We start from the raw sequence: 22,360 nt of genomic DNA on the forward strand, positions 1-22,360 counted from the left end.
TCGTATTTTAAAATTATTGCGAACCATTAAATCAGAGTACAGATGACAGAGTACAGTTAAGGATGATTTACCTTTCCTTACGTCAGGTAAATCTTAAACTTAAATGTTGTCAGCTTCGCTGAACAGCATTAATGTCGCAATTGCGTAAGCAATCAAAAAATAAGTTATAAGATTTTCTATAGCAAAGCGGAAGAAAATCATCCTTAACTGTACTCTGTACTCTGTCAGCTGTACTCTGAATGAAGCTTCGCAATATTTAACTATTGTACACCAAATAATTATTCATTACATACGCTATACAAAGCAATCAGTTATAAACTACTTTTTGGTAGGCTGAATCAACTCCATTTGCAAGATCATTAATTGTTTCATTTACTTTAATATCTGGAATAGCACCATCCCTATTATTTGATGAATTTCTCCCAGCTGAAGAACACAACTCACCGTCTTCCGTTCCATATTCAATTGTTATTCCTATATTAGATAACTTATCAAATTGAACAGAATGCATTTTTATTGAACCGCCTGTTTCTTCTCCCACCATAGTTGCATTACATTTCTTTACCAATGAATTTACAGCCTCAACTCCTGCTGAAAAAGTATATTTTGACATCAATACATAAACCTTTTTAGAATTAAATAAGCTTAAATTATTATCAATGAGATTGTCTAAATGATCTGGATTTCCACCTTGATTATTTCTAACGTCAACAACAATTTTATCAAAATTATTTAAATTGCTATGCATAAATTGAATTAGCGAATCGCCAAATTGTATAAAACTAGGCAGCTTGCTGTAATCAATCCCTGTATTTAATACTTTGTCGTATTTATCAATGCAGGTATTATACTGAAAATATAATATTCTATTTTTTTTATCTAATGTAAACCAATATTGGCTATATTGATTAGCTGGCTTATTACTACTAATCATATTTTGTGTTTTACCAAATGATGAATAGTTATTTGGATTAGAACCAATAGCAGCTAATTTACTAGGCGATACAGCATTTATTGTAACCTCTTGTATATGTCCATTAATTTTTTTTATTTTAAAAATATTATTTTCTTTCAATATACCCAAGTATTTAAAATCAGCTTCCGTAAATCCATTTTCAGCAATTTGTGCTCTTAACCATTGTGTATTTTCAGCAGAGAGTATTTTAGAATACCTTTTTTCTATATCACTAAATTTTATTCCATTTATAGCTAAAATTTGTCCTCCTAGTATATTTTTAAATTTGTTATCGACTTTTAAAACGTAAAATTTATCATTATAATACCTGCACCATATAGGAAAACATTTTTCATTACTATTGTTTGTTTTAAAACAATTATCATGACTATCTTTTAACATAGCGGAAATTTCTTTCAATCTATAGTAAATATCATCTTCACTCATTTGCTTTGTTTTTACATCTTCCTTTAAATCGCTTATAGCCTTTGTCCATTGCTTTTTTGAGACATTCTCATATAAAAATGGATCTTTAATTTCATAAAAGCCTTCAAATTCATCAATTGCAGCTAGGTACTTTGAAGAATTATTGTTTACTTTAGTACCACCACAGCTGCATAGGGATAGACATAAAAAAATTATAAATATCTTTTTTAATAATTTCATAATTTCACCTCAGCACACTTTATAATTTAAAAATATACTTTTCATAATAATTAGCTTGTACGTTCCTTAAAATCTTCAATTCTCAATCATACATAATTGAAATTTTTGTATTGAACACGTTAACATAAAATTGAAATATATGCCTATTCTTGAGATTTATTATACTTGGTACAATATTTCCTGTCAATATTATTATTTACTTTTTTGAAATATTTTGTACTATATTGTATTAAAAAGTCTAAATTATCAGCATATGTATAACTATTAAAATATGAATCTATATCATATTTATAATTTTAATTAAAACTTAAATTTCATTCACAAAACATCATTGACACATTCCACAATTACCCACTATACTTAAACTAGCGTAATAAGAGGAGGATGTTCAAATGATCAAGTCAAGATATTTAAATAAACTGCTAGAGCAATGCAATGAAACAAGAAAACCTGTTGCAAAAAAAACCTTATATATCGTTATTTTACTTGCTGCAATTGCTATAATTGCATACATAGGATTACCCTTGTTAAATACAAATGCTGCTCCTATGGCTACTATGCTTTCAGGGGTTTTTGGGTTTTTAGCTATAATTTTCTTAATAAGATTCATTCGTATAAATGGAAGAATAAGCGATACAGTCATAATGAAATGTGAAAAAGAAATTGAAAAAAATCTTAAATCAGGAGAAAACTTCGAAACCTTCGATGCAGATATGCTTCATCCCGCATATGGGGAACATGTTGTAAATATTACCAACGTGGTTGTAGGTCAAACCTTTGTGCTTTTCCAACGCATAAACCTAAACGGTCCAAGCTTTAATATATTGCGTGGAGATAACCTTGGCGATTTTGACGTACATTACTTTTCCCAAAATGGAGTTGGAACTGATATCGGCATGGATATCAAAGATAAATATGGCAAATTTATACGTTCAATTACAACACCAAATAAGGATCAATTTTATAAATTTTTAAACGCTATGGAAAAGCTTAAACACCACGCAAATGGAGAAGAAGTTCCAGAAGAACAGTTTTTAAATGGTGAAGATGATCAATTTGTGGGAGAATTAAAACAGAAAGTAAAAAATACTGATAAAAAAGGTTTTATCAAACTAGGCATTATTGGAATAGTTATGGGGATTTTTCTTTGCATAGCTGGAAACAGCAGTGGGGAAGGATTTATATATTGCGGTTTAGGATTAACCATTTTATCAATTGCTTTTATTATAGGAGTAAATGTTAAACTTAGAAATTAAGATCTTAATCAAGGGACTGCCTTTTAAATATTGCGAAGCAAAGTATAGTGCAAAATCAAAGAACCTTTGGCAGGTGTAGAAAAATGATGTTAGTTAATAGCGGCTCAAAATCCTAAATAAAATTAATAAAACTAAGTGGCAAATTTTTTAAAGCTTAAGAGCTTTCGATAACTCGCAAAAATATGCTCAGACAATCTAAAGCTCTAAAGTTTCAAAAAATTTTCCACTAAGCTTTATACAATTTTATTTAGAAATTTTTTCGCCACTATTCCCTAACATCATTTTTTTCCTACACCTGCCAAAGGTTCTTTGATTAATCCACTACATCTTTATTTCACAATATATAATTGTTATTTAACAACTTAAATAAAGCAAATTTAATGATTTCAGTAATAAATATTGTTTCTGTACTACAACCAAAATTCCGTAGATACTAAAATTTTTCCCTTTAAAACCATGTACATTGCGAATTAAATAAGCCTCTTGTAATCTGTGCCCTAAAAAAGGTATTAGGCATATTGAAATAATAATACCTCATACATTTAGCATTATATATGCAATATTGATATAAAAAACAATTAATGGTATAATCTCTTATGAAAGCGGTTGCATAAATAAAAAAGGGGGAATATTAATTGAAAAAACTTAATAAAAAGCCAGCACTTATAGTCATATCCGTTTTGCTTATTGCTTGCGTAATTGGTATTGCATTTTATATTGATTCAAAAGCAATAAAAGTAAACGGTTCAACAGCTATAATTCCAGATGGTAATAATAAAATCTCAGTACAAATATGTGCGAATAACATTGTAAAAATTAATAATCTTGTAGACGGAAAAGAAGGTACTCATACAGAAGTCATTGGCAATAACACCTGGGTACCAGCTAAAGTTACCATTGATAAGAGTTCAAATCCTATTATAATGAAAACTGATAAAATGATAGTAAAAATTGATAAAAACACTCATAGAGTATCCGTTTACAATAAAAAGGGACAACTTTTGGTAAAAGAGCAGAATACTAAAGATGTATACAATGAAGGTGTAAAACTTACACATAGTTCTGGAGATAAATTTTATGGTATAAGCGGATATAGTGTTAATGATGATGCTTCTGCTAAAATTTTAAGAAGCGATAATGTAGACGTTTCCGCAGGCACACAAGGCTACTCTGGAGGTCCTTTTGCTTGGAGTACCAAAGGCTATGGTGTTTTAGTTGACTCTGATGGAGGAACCTTTAATATAGGAAATACCAACTTAACTTTTTCAGATTCTTCAAGAAAAGATACTGAATACTATGTTTTTGCAGGTACACCTACGGATATCATGGGTGCTGTAGCAAAAGTTTCAGGTAAATCACCAATGTATCCTAAATGGGCAATGGGATTTACAAACAGCCAGTGGGGAATTAATGAAAATCAGTTAATCGATATAGTCAATACCTACCGTAAAAAGAACATACCTATAGACAACTACACTCTTGATTTTGACTGGAAAGCTTGGGGTCAAGATAATTATGGCGAATTTAGATGGAATGATACAAAATTTCCTGATGGTTCTTCCGGGAAACTCAAACAAATGATGGATCAAAAAGGAATAAAGCTTACTGGAATAATGAAACCTAGAATACATGTTAATACAGTAGAAGGAAAATATGCCACAGATCATAAACTTTGGTATGGAGGTACTGCTGTTCCTAGAAATGACTATTTTTCAAATAAACCTGTAGGTGACTTAAATTTTGCACTTGCCTCTACACAAAAATGGTTTTTTAATAATTGTAAAAAAGCGATAGACACAGGTATCTCTGGTTGGTGGAATGATGAAGCAGACGAACTCAAAGATAACTTTCAATTTATGAACATGGAAAAAGCTCTATATGAGGGGCAAAGATCCTATAATGACAAAAGAGTTTGGTCCATAAATAGAAATTTCTATCTAGGCTCGCAACGTTATGCTTATGGCATGTGGTCAGGTGATATTTCTACAGGCTTTTCTTCTATGGCAGCTCAAAGACAGAGAATGTTATCCGCAATTGACGTTGGAGAGCCTAAATGGGGCATGGATACAGGTGGCTTTAATGGCGGAGATCCAGACCCTCAAAATTATGCAAGATGGATGGAGTTTAGTGCCTTTGTTCCAATCTTTAGGGTACATGGAAACCAAAATGAACTAAGGCAACCCTGGGTATTCGGTACAACAGCTGAAGCAGCAGCTACAAAAGCTATAAGACTTAGATACAGTTTAATACCTTATATTTATTGTTATGATAGAAGAGCTTATGAAGGCGGTGTTGGCATAGTAAAGCCACTTATATTTGATTATCCTAATGATGCTAAGGTGGCAAATTATGTAGATGCTTGGATGTTTGGAGATTATCTTTTAGTATCACCCGTTGTTGATGAAGATGCAACTAGCGTCAGCATATATCTTCCAGCTGGAACATGGACAGATTACTTCACTGGAAAAGTATATCAAGGTGGTCAAACTATAAACTATGCTGTCAACAAAGATACTTGGGATGATATACCTCTATTTATTAAAAATGGTGCTATAATACCAAACCAAGACTACCAAAATTACGTAGGCGAGAAACCGGTTGCAAATCTATATGTTGATATATTCCCTGACTCTAAAAAAACAAGCTTTAATTACTATGATGATGATGGATCAACTTATAAATATGAAAAAGGTGTATACTTCAAACAAACTATTTCTGCGCAAGATAAAACTAATTTAGTACAAGTTAATTTAGATAAGAAAACAGGCACCTATACTCCTGATGCAAAATACTATATTTTAAAAATTCATAACAGAAAAACCTCTGAGGTAAAATTAAATAATGCAGCATTAAGTGTAAAAGCTTCTTATAATGAATTATTAAATAGCGATGAAGAGTGTATTGCCTCAGGAAATGATGTTTATGGTGATGTAACATATGTAAAAGTTAACCTAGGAAATAAAGACAATATAATTGTTAATGGTGCTAAAGCTAAATAGCATATAAAGGCCTTTGCAGTGTCAATAAAATTCTGGTTGAATATAATATATAAACTAATTTTTTTAATTGGCCATGTTTTAAACAAGTGTTGATTTTCACACTTATTTAAAACATAGCCTTTTAACTAAGGAGTGTTCATTAATGGAAACAAATCCTCTTGACCCCAAGACCATACCAAAATATTCAGAAGAATTAGCTATTCCTCCAGTATTTGAACCCAGAAAATTAACTGATCCTGTAAGTGGCGCTGTAAGCTATAATTATACTATTAGCATGGTTCAATTCAATCAGCAAATTCTTCCACAAGGTTTTAATACTACCACTGTATGGGGATATAGTGGTAAGTTCAAGGATACTTCGACAGGAAAAGAAGTTGAAATTCAAAGTTCCCCCGGACCAACTTTTGAAGCTGTAAAAGGAATCCCCATAAACGTTAAGTGGGTAAATAAAGTTACAGCTCCGTATTCCTTAGCTGTTGACCCTAGTATTCACTGGGCAAATCCTAATGATGTATCTATGATGCCGCCCAGCGGAGGTTGGCCACCTTTTCCACCAGGAGTTCCCGATGCTCAAAAAGATGTGCCACTAGTAACTCATCTTCATGGAGGCGAGCAAGCATCAATATTTGATGGTCATCCTGAAGCATGGTGGACATCAAAAGGACTAAAAGGTTCAAAATATGTTACTGACACTTTCCACTATCCAAACACACAAGACCCAACCACACTTTGGTACCATGATCATGCATTGGGTGTAACTCGCCTTAATGTGGTGATGGGACTCGCTGGTTTTTATATTATCAGAGATCCTTCTAACCCGCTTGATTATCCTGGCCCACTTATTACAAATTCAAAATATGAAATACCAATAGTTATACAAGATCGTTCTTTTAATGAGGATGGCAGCTTTAACTTTCCTTCTGAAGGAGATAATCCAGCAATTCACCCTTACTGGCAGCCAGAATTTTTTGGCGATATTATTATGGTCAATGGACTTACCTGGCCTAATTTAAACGTTGATATGACTAGATATCGTTTCAGACTACTAAATGGCTCAAATGCACGATTCTATAAGCTTAAATTCTCAAATGGAATGCAATTTTGGCAAATAGGAACAGATGGTGGCTACCTTAACAAAGCTGTACCACTCACCTCACTTCTTATTGCACCTGGCGAACGTGCAGATATACTTGTAGATTTTACAAGCCTTCAACCTAATACTAAAATCACTCTTCTTAATGACGCAAATGCCCCTTATCCTACAGGTGATGCACCTGATCCAGATACAGTAGGACAAATAATGCAATTTACAGTTCATCACACTGAAGACATGACAATGCCACCTGAACTTCCTAAAAAATTAAGGTGCAATCCCGTACCAATTTTACCAGCACCACAAAAGATAAGGATATTGACCCTTTATGAAATTGCAGGGTCAAATGGTCCGCTAATGGTAACCTTAAACGGTCAACGTTGGTCTGCTCCTGTTTCTGAGAAGCCTATTGTAGGCTCTACAGAAGAATGGTTTATAGTTAACTTAACTATGGATGCCCATCCTATTCACTTGCATCTTATACAATTCAAGATAATCTCAAGACAAAAATTTGAGGTCGAAAGATACACTAAGGATTGGCTTAAGTTAAATTCTAACTTGGGAACTCCTCCGTGGATGTCTACACCAAGGACTCTTCACACAAAGCCATATTTAATAGGGACTTCTATCTATCGTGAACCAAATGAAGCAGGTTGGAAGGACACTGTAAAAGCATATCCTGGCGAAATAACAAAAATACGAATTCGCTTTGCTCCTCAAAATGCTGAAACCTGCCCTGGAGAAAATTTATTTCCGTTCGATCCTTCAGCGGGTCCTGGCTATGTATGGCACTGCCATATTCTAGATCACGAGGATAATGAAATGATGAGACCTTACCAAGTTAAATTAAAGTAATAGTCTTTTAAAAGTCTGCTCTATACTTGATACAGACAATCATATCGAGTATATAACAGACTTTTTCTTCATTATGTAGCTTAGTAAAATATTTATTTCAAAATGCAATATATAGTTTACATTTAGAATAATATATTATATAATCCATATTATAGACATTATTAACTAAATTCTTCGGAGAGTGATCTTATTGAAAAATAAAAAGATGAAAATTGCTAGAGTTGAGTGTGATTTATCTCAAGAACAACTAGCAGAACAAGTTGGCGTTACAAGACAAACCATTGGAATGATAGAGGCGGGAAATTATAATCCATCTTTAAAACTGTGTATTGCTATTTGTAAATGCCTTAATAAAACTTTAGATGATTTATTTTGGGAGGAGTAAAAATGAGTATTTTTAAAAGTGAACCTAAGGATGAACGTGTACAAATGGAGCAAAACAAAATTGCTTCTAAGTCTTATAAATTACTTTTAATTTTAACTATTATAAGCTTCAGTATAAAACTATTTACCTTTAAACTCGAATTTTTCAATTATACTTGTGAAATTTTCATATTTACTATACCTACAATATTCATTATTATAAAAAAACTATTAAATAGGGTTCCTTTAATTTTAAATAAAAGCTCTTGTGATGAAAGAATCATTGGACTTACATATAAAATTTATGCTCAGGCATTTTACATATGTTTCATATATTGCTTAATTGACGGTTCAAGAATACTTATTTTTGATGATTCTAAAAATTTGATTTTAAATATGATAGACATGATATTACTTCTTACCACTTGTTTATACTTTACAATAAAAGTAGTATCCTCTGGGACATTTATTTCAACTTCTAAAAAATCTTATAAAAAAGGCATGAAGCGTTTTAAAATAGCAACAATAATAGGTTCAATATTTATGGGATTTGTGTTTAATTGGAATCATTTAATTTCAAATGGGAAATTGGTTTTTAAAAGTATCCCGCTTATAATTTTAGGTGCCGCACTATGGGGATTTCCTTTCTATTTTGCTATGAGAGCCTTTATTAAAAAATCTGAAAATATTGCAGATAAAAATGTCAATCAATAAAAAGTTATTTGATAAGGAGACTGCAAAAATGAAAATATTTAATGAGTCATCAAAAAATTATATTAAAGAAAAACTTCTTAAAGGAAAGGTAGTAGACGAACGCTGCGGAACACAACTTTTAAAAATAAGTTCTTCTACCTACAAATTTTCATTAGCTTTTTTATTAATATCTGTTATATTAAAAACAATTTTATGCAAATTTAGCTTTTCATTGTACCTGACGGAAGTAACTCTTGTCATTGTATCAATACTATATGTATCAATGAGAAAATTACATTTAAATTTGCCACTTATAGGTGGCCCTAAAGATGAGCGTACTGAGCAAATAATAAATATACTCCATACAGAAGCTTTTTGCATTTGCCTTCCTTTTTGGACAATTATCACCCTCGTTCATTTTTTTGTAACTAAAAGTCCCTTACTTTCCATTTGGGATGTAGGTATATTATTGATTCCCGGCTCTTATTCTTCTTTTAAACAAATTAAAACTGGTGCCCTTTCCTATGGTACAAAAAAGGCAAAAAAAGCTTATCTCAAAAAGAAAAAAATAAACATACTATTGGACAGCATAATCTTTGCAATATTGTTTAACTTAATCAATCTATTCCCTAATGGCAAATTTAATCCTTCTGGAATTTGGAATTGTATATTTTGCATTATACTTTTAATACCTTTGAACATACTTGGATATTTTATTTCAAAATTGTTTTACAAAATTTCAGAAAAACGGGCTGATAAGTATATTGACAAGGATTAATAGCTTCCCATATCACGAACCTATTTTAAAATCAAATATAAAATAAATGCCTTTGTTCAGCACTGCCGAACAAAGGCATTATTTTATATATTAAGTTTTAGATTTTCCGTAGCAAAGCGGAAGAAAATCATCCTTAACTGTACTCTGTACTCTGTCAACTGTCCTCTGTCCCTATGCGGTTTCTTCAGAAACGCTTGGTCCTGTAAATTGACTATTGTAAAGATCTGCATAGAAGCCTTTCTTTTCAAGAAGTTCATTGTGAGTTCCTTGTTCTATTATAGATCCATGATTCATAACAAGAATAAGCTCTGCATCCCTTATTGTCGATAGTCTGTGTGCTATTACGAAACTTGTTCTGTTTTTCATCATATCATTCATAGCTCTTTGGATATAAACTTCTGTTCTTGAGTCAACACTGCTTGTTGCTTCATCAAGTATCATTATTGAAGGATTTGCAAGCATTGCCCTGGCAATAGTGAGAAGTTGCTTTTGTCCTTGCGATATATTGGAAGCTTCTTCATTTAACACTGTATTATACCCATCTGGAAGAGTTTTAATAAAGTGATGGGCATGTGCTGCTCTTGCTGCCTTCATTACATCTTCTTCTGTTGCTCCCTCTTTTCCATAAGCTATGTTTTCCATTATTGTTCCATTAAATAGCCAAGTATCTTGAAGTACCATACCAAACATATTACGAAGTCCACTACGTTTTATATCTCTAACATCAACATCATCTATTGTTATCTTACCAGCATTTATCTCATAAAAACGCATAAGTAAATTTACAAGAGTAGTTTTACCTGCACCTGTTGGTCCAACAATTGCTATAGTGTGTCCCTGCTTAACATCGATGTTCATATCCTTTATTAAAGGTTCATCTTCTTTATAGCTAAAGTCAACATGTTCAAATTTAACTTCACCCTTAGGTGCTTCAATAACTTTTGAATCTTCAGCATCTGGTATTTCTTCCACCTCATCTAACAACTCAAATACACGCTCTGCAGATGCTACTGTAGATTGAATAATATTTGCTATATTGGCTGTTTGAACAATAGGTTGAGTAAATTGGTTTGAATATTGGATAAATGCTTGAATATCTCCAACATTAATCTTACCATGTATGAAAAAGTATCCACCTGCAACACAGACTATAACATATCCTAAGTTACTTACAAATCTCATGAGCGGCATTATAATACCAGACATAAATTGAGCTTTCCAACCAGCTGTATATAATTTTCCATTAATATTATTAAACTTATCTATAGCATCTTTTTCATGTCCAAAAGCTTTTACAATTTTATGACCAGTATACATTTCTTCAACATGACCATTCAATTCACCAAGTTCCTTTTGCTGTCCAGCAAAGAATTTTTGTGAGCGCTTAGCTATAACTGTAGTAACAATAATATAAAGTGGTAAAGTTAAAATAGTTATAAGTGTTAATATTGGACTTATAGTTAACATCATAACTACAATTCCTACAATTGTTACTATAGAAGTTATAAGCTGTGTAAGACTTTGCTGAAGCGTATTTGCTATATTATCAACATCGTTTGTAACACGACTTAAAATTTCACCATGAGTTTTTGAATCGTAAAATTTAAGTGGCAATCTAGAAAGCTTATCATCAACATCTTTACGTATATCATATACAGTTTTTTGTGCAACTGAAGCCATAATATACTGTTGAATATATGAGAATAATGCACTAGCAACGTATAATGCAAGTAATATTAAGCATATACGACCTACGTAATCAAAATCTATTTTACCGCCATTCAATTTCATTATTTTAGCTATGCCAGCTTTTATTTGTGCCATTCCTTGGATTACCTTTGGGCTTTTAGCTGCCATTGGATTTGCTTTTATAACTGCATTTAACTTATTTTCCTGAGTATGAAGTTGTACTAATGCTACTTTACTCATAACTCCTTCAAACAATTTATTAGTTGCTTTACCCAAAATTTTAGGTCCTGCAATACTAAAAACCGTACTGAGTACTGCAAATACAAGCACTATTATAAGTTTAGTCATATTAGGTTTTAAATATCCTAAAAGTCTTTTAACGGTTCCCTTAAAATCCTTAGCTTTCTCAACAGGTCTTCCCATAGCGCCCATAGGACCGCCATGCTGTTGATTTTGTCCCTGTTTTGTATCCTTACTCATGCTAATTCCTCCTCACTAAGCTGTGAAGCCACAATTTCATGGTATACGCTGCAGTTTTTCATAAGTTCACTGTGCGTTCCTATACCAGCAACTTTTCCTTCATCAAGAACTATAATTCTATCTGCATCCATAACTGTTGAAACTCTTTGAGCTATTATAATAACTGTTGCATCTTTTGTCTCATTCTTAAGTGCTGCACGAAGTTTAGCGTCTGTCTTAAAATCAAGTGCTGAAAAGCTATCATCAAAAACATATATTTCAGGTTTTCTTACTAATGCACGTGCAATAGAAAGACGTTGTTTTTGTCCTCCAGATACATTAGTACCACCTTGCGCAATATAGTGATCATATCCCTCATCCATGCCTGATATAAAATCAGTAGCCTGTGATATATTTGCTGCATGCTTAATTTCTTCTAGGCTTGCGTTCTTATTACCATATCTTATATTTTCAGCAATAGTTCCTGAAAACAAAACATTTTTCTGTGGGACAAAACCTATTTTACTTCTAAGCTCTTCTTGAGTCATTTCTTTTACATCTACACCATCCACCAAGACTGTACCTTGTTGCGCCTCATAAAAACGTGGAATAAGATTTACCAAAGTAGATTTACCTGAACCAGTACCACCTATAATAGCAGTTGTTTCGCCAGGTCTTGCACTAAAAGAAATATTGTTTATTGCTGGTTGTTCTGCTCCAGCATAGCTAAAGGAAACATCCTTAAATTCAACATATCCCTTTTCATTTTTAGCAGTTTTATAATCTTCAATATCAACAATTTCAGCTTCTGTATCTAAAACTTCATTTATTCTAACAGCTGATGCTTGTGCACGTGGTACCAATACAAACATCATTGTAAGCATTAAGAAGGAAAATAAAATCTGCATAGCATATTGAATAAATGCCATTAAAGAACCAACCTGCATTCCACCATTGTCAATTCTAATACCACCAAACCAAACTACTGCAACACTTGTTACATTAAGTACAAGCATCATCAATGGCATAAGTACTGCCATTATTATATTTACACTAACAGCATTATTCATTAAATCTGAATTTGCAGCATCGAATCTAACCTTTTCTGTTTCTATTCTATTAAAAGCTCTAATTACTCTTATTCCAGTAAGATTCTCACGAAGTACAAGGTTTAATTTATCTAATTTAACCTGCATCAATTTAAAAAGTGGAAGAGCTTTTCTAAGAACTAATGCAAGAACAATTGAAATAAATGGTATAACTATAGCGAAAATCCAAGTTAATTTTTTGTCTTCTCCTAATGCCATTACAACTCCACCTATACAAGTTAAAGGTGCCATTATCATCATGTTTAAAAGCATTACTGTAACCTGTTGAACCTGATTAACATCATTAGTAGTTCTTGTTATCAAAGTTGCAGTTCCTATTTTATCAAATTCGTGAAGGGAGAAACTTTCAACCTTAGTGAATAGTTTTTCACGAATTATAGTACCAAGACCAACTGCTGTCTTTGCCGAAAATAAACTAGCAATTACAGAACAAATTGCTCCTGCCCCTGAAATAAGAAGCATGTATCCTCCTGTTTTCCAAATGTAATTCATATCTTTATTTACTAATCCCTTGTCAACTATATCTGACATTAAAGTGGGTAAATAGAGATTAGCCATTACTTGAATAAATACTAGTACAACAATTGCTATAATGTGGGCTGTGTATTTTTTTAAATACTTATACAATTTTAGCATGTATATTCATCTCCTCTTTATATAAATTTAATTATTTTCTTTATTCATATAATCAGCAACTTTCATTAAAAGTCCTGTAAGTTCAACACTTTTATCTTCTCCAAGGTAATCAACCAAACCTTTTAAGAATTCATAAAGATGATCTTTTGCTTTCTTCATTACAGCTTCACCTTTTTCGGTAAATTCTATACGAACAACTCTTCTATCTTTGGAATCCATTTTTCTTTCTACGAATCCATTCTTCTCCAAATTGGTTATTTGCTGAGTTACCGTTGGCGATGCAACCTTCATAATCTTACTTATTTGAGATATCTTTATGCCTTTATCTTTATTTTCCTCATTTTGCAAAGCCTCTTTTATACAAAAAAGAACCATCATCTCTGTATGAGTAATTCCATATTCCTCATGTGCATGTGGATGAACTTTAACCTTTCTTATTCTTGCAAAGGCTCTAAAAAGATCAGTTACCAATTCTTCATTATCTTTTATCATTTTGTCCTCCTATATTTATTTAGATAAATAATTTATTAGTCAAATAAATTATTAGGTAACCTAATTATATTTATTATTTATATAATTGTCAATAGTCTCTCCAAATAAATAATAAAAAATTTTAGATATGATAAAATATCTCTAGCTAAGCTGTGAAATAATTTATTTTCCTTTCGTATTAATTAATGTAGCCGGCAAAACACGTTAAAGGAGTGAAAAAATGAAGATAAATGATGATAATTTTCTTTTAGAAATGAAAAACAAAAACACAAGAGCTCTTGAGTTTATAATAGATTGCTATTCAAATTTAGTATTTAAAGCTGTTTTAAATGTGCTTGGAAGTGAAAACAGGGAGAGTGCCAAAGAATGTGTTAATGACATATTTCTTTTAGTTTGGAACAAGCATCATCTTTATAATCCAGAAAAATCTTCTTTTAAAAATTGGCTTCTTGCAATAAGCAAGTATAAAGCTATAGATTACAAAAGAAAGCTTTCAAGGCACACTACCCTTGAACTTGAAGAAAACTTACTTTTTACTGATAAGGATCTTGAAGGAAGCTACATCTTAAAAGAAAAAAAAGAGGAATTGCTTACCCTACTTGATAATGGAAATAAAATCGATAAAGAAATTTTCATACGAAAATACCTTCTTGATGAAGATACAGACATAATAGCCCAAAAACTTAAACTTTCAAAGGGTGCTGTATATAACAGGTTATGGCGTACAAAGAATTTAATTATTAAAAACTTTAATTCTGTAAATAATTTGGAGGTGGTAAAATGAATTCAAATTTTAATGAAGACGAAATATTAACTATGTTAAATGATATAGAAATAACAGAAGATGAGCTTAGTAACGAAGATTTAACTGAAATTGAAAAGAAAAAATTGAGTAAAAATATACTAAATAGCGTAAAAATAAAGAAACTTAAAATTAAAAAAACTATTATAGCTTCATCTATTGCTGGATTAATGATATTATCCGTGCCACTTGTAAATTCCAATGCTTTTGCAGACATAACTTCAAAACTTTCTATAATTCCCGGAATAGGTCAAGTAACCATTGATAACAATAAAGGATTAGTTTTAAAAAATAGCTTGGAAGTAAATAGTGTGACTTTAAAAAATTTATATATGGATAATACTAAATTAGTCGCAACAATACATCTAAACTCTAGTGAAGATTATCAGTGTGCTAATTATTATTTAAAGACTGCCGATGGCATTACCTATAAACTTAAGGTAACAGACGCATCTTATGATGAGTCCATACCAAATTCATTTTCTGCAACTTATAAATTAGAATATAATGGTTTCATAGAAAAATCATCAAAATACACGCTAGGAGTCATTAATGACAAGGCTACTTTTAGTTTAACAAACAACAATTTTAAAGAAGCCTTTCCATCTGGAATACTTTATACTGCAACTAATGGTAAAACTACTTTAAATATAACCTCCGTAAAAAAAGATAAAAACATACTTAGGGTGTATTATTATTTTACAGATAAATTCAACAAAAACACCACTAATCAAGATCCATCTATTAGTTTTAACATAGGTACTTTTAAGGATGAAGAGCAGATAAACTCTACTAAAGGCTCTATTGAAAGCTCTATAGACAATCCTCATTTTCAACTTTCAGATGAATTTAATAATGTTGATTATGGTCATGATGATTCAGCACAATTATCTTATGAAAATGTATCTTCATTTAACTTAGATAAATTAAAAGGCTCTAAATTAAAATTGAGTATTCCTTCTATAACCTATACTACTGGCAATATTAAAAGTCTCGAAGAATTCAAGAAAAATAATGATTTTAATATAAGTTTAAATGTTCCTAAGAGTGGAAAAACAATTTTAAACGAAGTTCACGAATACAAAGGTTTTAAATTTAAAATAATAAGTATAGAACGTTTATCAGATAAAAAAATCTCTCTAGTATACACTGTTTTAAACGATGAAAATTCAAAATTAAAAACACTTGATGTTCAATTAGGTAGTACTTCATGTGATGGTGGTTCCAGTGATGCAACTACTAATAATGTAATCTCAGTTTTACCTAGCAACAATATTATCGGTGATAAAATAGACATAGACACTATTAACATACGTTTTGCATCCGTAGGCCCTTTTAATACAAATATAAATTTAAATAACATAAAACATTAAATCGAACTGCTACATTTTTCGTAACTCTTAAACATTGCGAACTAAATCAATTCACAATTCACGATGCACAATTCACAATGAAGGTAGATTTTCTGTAGCAAAGCTACAGAAAATCTTAAAACCTATTTTTTTATTGCTTTCGCAATAGCACCATTTATGGTGCTAAGCGAAGCTTATAATATTTAAGTTTAAGATTTACCTGACGCAAGGAAGGCAAATCATCCTTCATTGTGCATTGTGAACTGTGAATTGTGAATTGATTTAATTGGTTCGCAATAATTTTATATTGTTCACATCCTTTAAACCCATATGCCTCATCTTTAGTACTTTATCTAAGGTCTTTTTCAGTGTAATAAACTATACCAATCGCTCCTGGTCCAACATGCAATCCAATAACTGGTCCTATATCACAAATTAAAGGCTTTATATTTAGTCTATTATAAATTTCACTTGCAAGTTCTTTAGCTTCTTCATAACAGTTAATATGGTGAACAACAATTTCTCCAAGCCCAAAAGCTTTTACCTCTTCAAGCATTTTATTTAACATCGTAGCCACAGCTTTTTTCTTTGTTCTAACCTTGCCAAAAACCGTTGTCACTCCATTTTCAACTGTAAGTATTGGGATTATCTTAAGTATGTTTCCTATTAACGCACTTGCACCACCTATTCTTCCGCCCTTTCTTAGATAAACTAAGTTTTCTGGAATAAATAAGAATCTGCTTTTTTTCAAATTTTCTTCTGCAGCAGCTTTAACTTCCTCTAGGCTCTTTCCTTCCTTAGCGGCTTTTGCTGCACTAATAGCAGCAAATCCAAGCTGCATACAGTTGTCACCGGAATCGATTATCTCTATTTTTGCATTTTTATATTCTTCAAGTACCATATCCCTTGCAATATGAGCCGTAGAATATGTACCGCTCATTTCAGAAGATATGAATATACAAAGCATATCATTTCCCCTTTGTGCAGCTTCTTTCATAACTCTACACATGTCATCTAAACTTGGCTGTGACGATTTAGGTATGCCCTTCTCTTCCATCTTTTTATAAAAGACATCGTTACTTATATCTGTTTCCTTAAAACTTTCATCATCAAAAGTAACACTTAAAGATAAAATTTCTATGCCGTATTTTTCCCTTAACCCCTTATCCATACAACTTGTACTATCTGTTACTATTTCAATCGCCATAATTATACCCTCCATAATGTTTATAAACCATTCTAGCATTTTTTAATATAAAATCCCACTTACAAAAAGTACATATTCGCCCGTTTACGGGCAAATATGTACTCCTCAGTATAAATTTTCTTAACTTTATTTCAATATCTGCTTTACGTTTTTCTCATACTTTTTGTCATACTTTTTATTTTCAAATTTACTTAAATTCTTTGTATCAATATACTTTTTTGCTCCTGCTTTCAAAAGCTTTTGATCTATAGCATATATTTCAAGTTCATAGCTTTCATTTTTACTATCCATACTTGCTCCTATAACATCAATTTTCGTACCATCTTTAAGCTTTATTTTATAATACAAGTTATTATCTTTATCATCTGAAATACCTGCATAAATTTCCTTTACATCAGAATATGAATATGACTTGCCGTTTAATTTCATTATTCCATGCAATATTATCTTATTATTTGTTATCACACTATAAGTTGTATATGCATATATTAAACCTACTACTGATAATATGGCCACTCCACATAAAATCTGTTTTTTATATTTATGCTTACTATATAAATTAAAAACTTTAATTATATATGGATTAACCCTTGTGTTGCTTATTTTGCCTTCAATTCTATTTAATATATATAAATAAAAAACTATTAACCAAAAATAAATAACTACCATTGCAGTTATCATACTCGAGGTAGGAATAGTAAAAAGTTCATAATTTTTATAACCAGATAACAACCTACTTGTATAGTCAAACACAGCTATAGAACCCAAAGCCAAAACAACCACTGCTACTATACTTAATAACATTTTAATTAAGCTAGAAAAAATAGCCTTCCACATAATATTCAACCCTTTTTTAACGATTCTTCAACTAACTTTTTAAATAATTTCACCATATTTTCATCTTCAGCCGCTGTCATCATTTCTGGATGCCACTGTATTCCCATTACAAAAGCATCTCCATCTTTTTCTATTGCTTCAATTACTCCATCTTTTGATACTGCGCTTACAATAAAATCCCTTGCAACATCCTTAATTGCTTGATGATGAAAACTGTTTGTTACTATATTTCCCTTAAAAATATCATATAACTTGGTTCCTTTTTTAATATGTACTGAATGTCCTACACTCCACGGCTGTGACTGCTGTGTATGCTTTATGTAAACACCATCTATAAGTGACATATCTTGATAAAGATTTCCTCCAAAAGCCACATTTAATATTTGATGTCCTCTGCATATTCCAAGTATAGGTTTGTCTAACTCATATGCTGTTTTAATTGCATATATATCAAATTTATCTCTTTTAGGATATATAAATCCAAGTTTTTCATGCGGCTCGTCACCATAGCTTAAAGGATTTACATCATATCCACCTGAAACTACTATACCGTCTACTCTCTTTATTTGCTCCTTAATTAACTCTTCATCTTCAATTACAGGAATGATAATAGGGATTCCCCCAGCCTTTACAATAGATATTATATAATCATTATTGACATAAGCCCTTTCATAACCAGGAAACATACCTCCTTGATCAATTTGTATACTTCCTAGTATACCTATTAATGGTTTCTTCATCTTTACAGCCCCCTTCAATTCTAATAATTATAGCATAACCCTCATTTATTTAATACACAATTCAAAATTATTACGAAGTAAGTGCAGTTCAGGATATTAAATAAAATTAATAAAACTAAGAGCAAAATATTTAAAAGCCTAAGATGTTTCAATAACTCGCTGGGCGCTCAGACAATTGAAACATCTAAGCCTTTTAAATATTTCACTCTAAGTTTTATTAAAATTTTATTTAAACCATCCTGAACTACACTTACTTCGCATTTACAGTGGTTTAAGGAAAAAATTCCTCCGTGCCTACGGAATTTTGGGGCAGTGCATAAACTTTCATTCTTTACCTAATAATATATTAAAAGGTGATAATTATCATATTAATTGATCAACTTATTTAAACATTGCAAAACAAAGATGTAGTGGATTAATCAAATAACCTTTGGTAGGTGTAGGAAAAAATGATGTTAGGGAATAGCATTGAAAAAATATTTTAAATAAAATTGTATAAAACTTAGTGGGAAATTTTTTGAAGCTTTAGAGATTTAGATTGTCTGAGCATCTTTTTGCGAGTTATCTAAAGCTCTTAAGCTTTAAAAAAATTGCCGCTTAGTTTTATTAATTTTATTTAAGATTTTAAGATGCTATTCACTAACATCATTTTGTTACACCTACCAAAGGCTATTTGATTTTGCACTACACTTTGCTTCGCAATGTTTAAAACAATTGAACTAATATTTTCTAATTATCTGTCATGACATATGCATCTATATTGTTATTTTTTAAAAAGTCATAGCTAATCCAACCATAACCGTCGACTCCCCAATCTGTGCCCCATGAATTTATTATTTTTACTGCTTGTCTACTATCATCATATCCAACTACACATAATGCATGTGCACCTTCATATTTTCCAGCTGTGCTATTATAAATTTGATCATTTACCGATAAGTCGTCAAACTGAGGATATACAGGTATTGATATTAATACAGGATTCCAGCTTTCAATTTCCTCTTTTATCTCTTCAACATTTCCACTTTGCAATTGCCCCCAAGTCTTTTCTTTATAATTTGCAGCATGCGTTCTTTGAGTAGCTGTAGGTTTAGTCTTATAGCTATATAATTTTCCACTATAAGGCATGTCATCCAATGTAGTACAACCTTGACTATCTAATAAATTAAAAGCATCACTATAAGAACATCCACCTCCATCAGCAGAGTTGTCCGCATGTAGCTGACTATAAATATATTGTGGACTAAAAATGTGATTTTGGGTAGTCATTCCCCAATTTCTCTTTAGATTTTCCTGATAGGTTTTATCGTATGTGGTTGCAAATGTGGTACAGCTTCCTAATTCACCTTGGTTTTCAACAGCTGGAAAGAAGCTTGATAAATCCCCACTAGAATTTATTTGCATTTGACTCACACTATAAATACTGGAATTAAGCTTGTTAAACTCTGGATAAACCTTTTTAATGTTTGGCATTTTTTCATGTAGTTCCCTTAAACCCAGTGGATGTAATGTTTTTGCTTGTACAGTTTTTGCACTAGCAAATCCTCCACTACATACTAAAAGTAAAATTAATGACTTTGAAACTAAATTTTTAATTCTCATAATTCTCCCCCTATCACTTTACTTATAGCAATTAGAAGCCCATCGTAAAGTAAATATTTTATGTTACTTTCATTCAAACACAATAATACTACTTAATTTAACGATTGTCAAATTATTGTTTTTTTGGTTTAATTATAGGTTTAATTGTTTTTAAGAACACAATTATAGATAATATTAGATTGTATTGTCACTTATATATTAAACATGAAAATTAGGCTATAAAAAGGAAGCTATGGGTTAAATTTAAAACCCATAGCTTCCTTTAGTATTTTCGGCTATTTTTAAAAGAATGTTGATGTAATATGCTGTAATATTATCTCTTCACACTCAAATTTATTTATTTCCCTTGCTAATTTTACTATTCTTGTACCCGTATACTGCATAAATTAAAATACCAATTAAAAGCCAAACGGCAAATCTAATCCATGTAACAACCGGAAGCGTATATATTAAATATCCACAGCATAATATGGTTACAATTGGTGTAAAAGGAACCCCTGGACATCTAAATTTTCTTTTTACTTCTGGCATTGTTACTCTTAAAACTATAACACCAAGAGAAACAAGTGCAAATGCAAACAAAGTTCCTATATTGCACAATTCCATTATCATATTAAGTGGCAAAAGCCCTGCAATTACAGCAGTAACTATACCTGTTAAAATAGTACACAATCCCGGTGTGCTGTGCTTTTTATTAACCTTGGAAAAAGCATTTGGAAGCAATCCATCTCTCGCCATAACCATAAATATTCTAATTTGGCCATACAAAGTCGCAAGAAGCGTAGATATCATTCCGACTACAGCACCAACTCCAACTAATGCAGACCCCCAAGTTATACCTATGTGTGAAAGTGCTCCTGGAAGTGCATTATCTATACTAACATCTTTATATGAAATTATGCCTGTCAATACTAACGAAACGGATATATACATTACTATAACTACTATTAGGCATAAAGCAAGTCCTCTTGGTACATCTTTTTCTGGGTTCTTAGTTTCCTCTGAAGCTGTAGATACCGTATCAAAGCCTATAAAAGCGAAAAATATAATTGAAGCGCCAGATACTACTCCATTAACACCAAAAGGCATAAATGGATGATAATTTGTAAGTTTTATATGAGTTGCTCCTAACACTACAAATATAATAATTATCACTATCTTTATAATAACTATAACATTATTTATTTTTGCACTTTCAGATACACCTATGTATAAAAGCCAAGTTACCAATGCCGTTATAAGCACTGCTGGCAAGTCCACAATTCCTCCAGCTATAGGTGCTTTAGTTAGCATGCTTGGCAGCTTAATTCCATAATCGATTAATATTCCATTTAGTGATCCCGACCAACCTGACGCAACAGCTGCCGCTGAAACAAGATATTCTAGTATTAAATCCCATCCTATTATCCATGCAATAATTTCGCCAAAAGCAACATATGAATAAGAATATGTACTTCCTGATACCGGAAACATTGATGCAAGTTCAGAATATGTAAGTGCACATAACGCGCTTGTTATAGCCGCTATTATAAACGATACTATAACTGCCGGTCCTGCCATCTTAGCACCTTGACCCGTTGCCACAAAAATACCGGTACCAACTATTGATCCTATACCAAGTGCCGCCAAATCAAAACTTGTAAGCTTCTTTTTTAAATTACTTTTAGCATAATCGTCGTCAAAATTATGTACTGTTTTTTTTCTAAATATTTTCAACTCATTTTCCTCCAATGTCAAATTATAGATATACCAGCTCAACTATTAAAGTTCATGTGCA

17 protein-coding genes are annotated in these 22,360 nt (G+C 31.5%); 8 read left to right on the top strand and 9 right to left on the bottom strand.

Translation table 11 applies throughout. From position 1 onward, the window contains the following. Positions 1–307: 307 nt before the first annotated feature. Positions 308–1,621 (bottom strand): S41 family peptidase, encoded by a 1,314-nt coding sequence (locus CUEA01_RS00645; protein WP_234117209.1) that lies wholly within the window; start codon positions 1,619–1,621, stop codon positions 308–310. Between the two features lie 392 nt (positions 1,622–2,013). Between CUEA01_RS00645 and CUEA01_RS00650 the strand changes: the two genes are divergently transcribed. The 6 genes from CUEA01_RS00650 (at position 2,014) to CUEA01_RS00675 (ending at position 9,658) form a co-directional block, all read left to right on the top strand. Next, a complete protein-coding gene (locus CUEA01_RS00650; RefSeq protein WP_234117210.1) occupies positions 2,014–2,877 on the top strand; it encodes a hypothetical protein in 864 nt (287 codons plus the stop codon). Positions 2,878–3,512: 635 nt separating this feature from the next. Next, a complete protein-coding gene (locus CUEA01_RS00655) occupies positions 3,513–5,876 on the top strand; it encodes a glycoside hydrolase family 31 protein (protein WP_234117211.1) in 2,364 nt (787 codons plus the stop codon). Positions 5,877–6,018: 142 nt separating this feature from the next. Further along, positions 6,019–7,824, top strand: coding sequence for a multicopper oxidase family protein (locus tag CUEA01_RS00660; RefSeq protein ID WP_234117212.1), 1,806 nt, complete (start codon positions 6,019–6,021; stop codon positions 7,822–7,824). 190 nt (positions 7,825–8,014) lie between these two features. Then, on the top strand, positions 8,015–8,209 hold the full coding sequence (locus CUEA01_RS00665) for a helix-turn-helix transcriptional regulator (protein WP_234117213.1): 195 nt from the start codon (positions 8,015–8,017) through the stop codon (positions 8,207–8,209). Between the two features lie 2 nt (positions 8,210–8,211). Continuing rightward, positions 8,212–8,901 (top strand): DUF6773 family protein, encoded by a 690-nt coding sequence (locus CUEA01_RS00670; RefSeq protein ID WP_234117214.1) that lies wholly within the window; start codon positions 8,212–8,214, stop codon positions 8,899–8,901. A gap of 28 nt (positions 8,902–8,929) precedes the next feature. Continuing rightward, the gene (locus CUEA01_RS00675) at positions 8,930–9,658 is read left to right on the top strand and encodes a DUF6773 family protein (protein ID WP_234117215.1); all 729 of its coding nucleotides are present in this window, start codon (positions 8,930–8,932) and stop codon (positions 9,656–9,658) included. Positions 9,659–9,829: 171 nt separating this feature from the next. Here the strand turns inward: CUEA01_RS00675 and CUEA01_RS00680 are convergent, their stop codons facing one another. From CUEA01_RS00680 to CUEA01_RS00690, 3 genes are read right to left on the bottom strand one after another with little or no spacing between them, the layout of a single operon-like run. Beyond that, the gene (locus CUEA01_RS00680; protein ID WP_234117216.1) at positions 9,830–11,827 is read right to left on the bottom strand and encodes an ABC transporter ATP-binding protein; all 1,998 of its coding nucleotides are present in this window, start codon (positions 11,825–11,827) and stop codon (positions 9,830–9,832) included. Further along, the gene (locus CUEA01_RS00685) at positions 11,824–13,551 is read right to left on the bottom strand and encodes an ABC transporter ATP-binding protein (protein WP_234117217.1); all 1,728 of its coding nucleotides are present in this window, start codon (positions 13,549–13,551) and stop codon (positions 11,824–11,826) included. Before CUEA01_RS00685 ends, CUEA01_RS00680 begins: the two co-directional genes overlap by 4 nt. A gap of 27 nt (positions 13,552–13,578) precedes the next feature. Next, positions 13,579–14,043 carry a MarR family winged helix-turn-helix transcriptional regulator gene (locus tag CUEA01_RS00690; RefSeq protein WP_234117218.1) on the bottom strand — a complete coding sequence of 155 codons (465 nt, stop codon included), beginning with the start codon at positions 14,041–14,043 and terminating at the stop codon, positions 13,579–13,581. 220 nt (positions 14,044–14,263) lie between these two features. On the opposite strand from CUEA01_RS00690, the gene CUEA01_RS00695 reads away from it, so the two are divergent. Together CUEA01_RS00695 and CUEA01_RS00700 are read left to right on the top strand one after the other, a co-directional pair. Beyond that, positions 14,264–14,827: a sigma-70 family RNA polymerase sigma factor gene (locus tag CUEA01_RS00695; protein ID WP_234117219.1), complete on the top strand. Its 564-nt coding sequence runs from the start codon at positions 14,264–14,266 to the stop codon at positions 14,825–14,827. Next, positions 14,824–16,218, top strand: coding sequence for a hypothetical protein (locus CUEA01_RS00700; protein WP_234117220.1), 1,395 nt, complete (start codon positions 14,824–14,826; stop codon positions 16,216–16,218). The genes CUEA01_RS00695 and CUEA01_RS00700 overlap by 4 nt, the downstream gene beginning before the upstream one ends. A 328-nt stretch (positions 16,219–16,546) precedes the next feature. Here the strand turns inward: CUEA01_RS00700 and CUEA01_RS00705 are convergent, their stop codons facing one another. The 5 genes from CUEA01_RS00705 to CUEA01_RS00725 form a co-directional block, all read right to left on the bottom strand. Beyond that, positions 16,547–17,404 (bottom strand): DegV family protein, encoded by an 858-nt coding sequence (locus CUEA01_RS00705; protein WP_234117221.1) that lies wholly within the window; start codon positions 17,402–17,404, stop codon positions 16,547–16,549. 126 nt (positions 17,405–17,530) lie between these two features. Next, on the bottom strand, positions 17,531–18,208 hold the full coding sequence (locus CUEA01_RS00710; RefSeq protein ID WP_234117222.1) for a hypothetical protein: 678 nt from the start codon (positions 18,206–18,208) through the stop codon (positions 17,531–17,533). A 38-nt stretch (positions 18,209–18,246) separates the two neighbouring features. Continuing rightward, positions 18,247–18,981: a gamma-glutamyl-gamma-aminobutyrate hydrolase family protein gene (locus CUEA01_RS00715; protein WP_234117223.1), complete on the bottom strand. Its 735-nt coding sequence runs from the start codon at positions 18,979–18,981 to the stop codon at positions 18,247–18,249. A 729-nt stretch (positions 18,982–19,710) separates the two neighbouring features. Beyond that, positions 19,711–20,583 carry a C1 family peptidase gene (locus tag CUEA01_RS00720; protein WP_234117224.1) on the bottom strand — a complete coding sequence of 291 codons (873 nt, stop codon included), beginning with the start codon at positions 20,581–20,583 and terminating at the stop codon, positions 19,711–19,713. Positions 20,584–20,916: 333 nt separating this feature from the next. Further along, positions 20,917–22,299 (bottom strand): amino acid permease, encoded by a 1,383-nt coding sequence (locus CUEA01_RS00725; protein WP_234117225.1) that lies wholly within the window; start codon positions 22,297–22,299, stop codon positions 20,917–20,919. Positions 22,300–22,360: the final 61 nt, after the last annotated feature.

It is taken from the genome of Clostridium hydrogenum (assembly GCF_021432385.1).
GTDB classification, from domain to species: Bacteria; Bacillota; Clostridia; order Clostridiales; family Clostridiaceae; genus Clostridium_S; species Clostridium_S hydrogenum.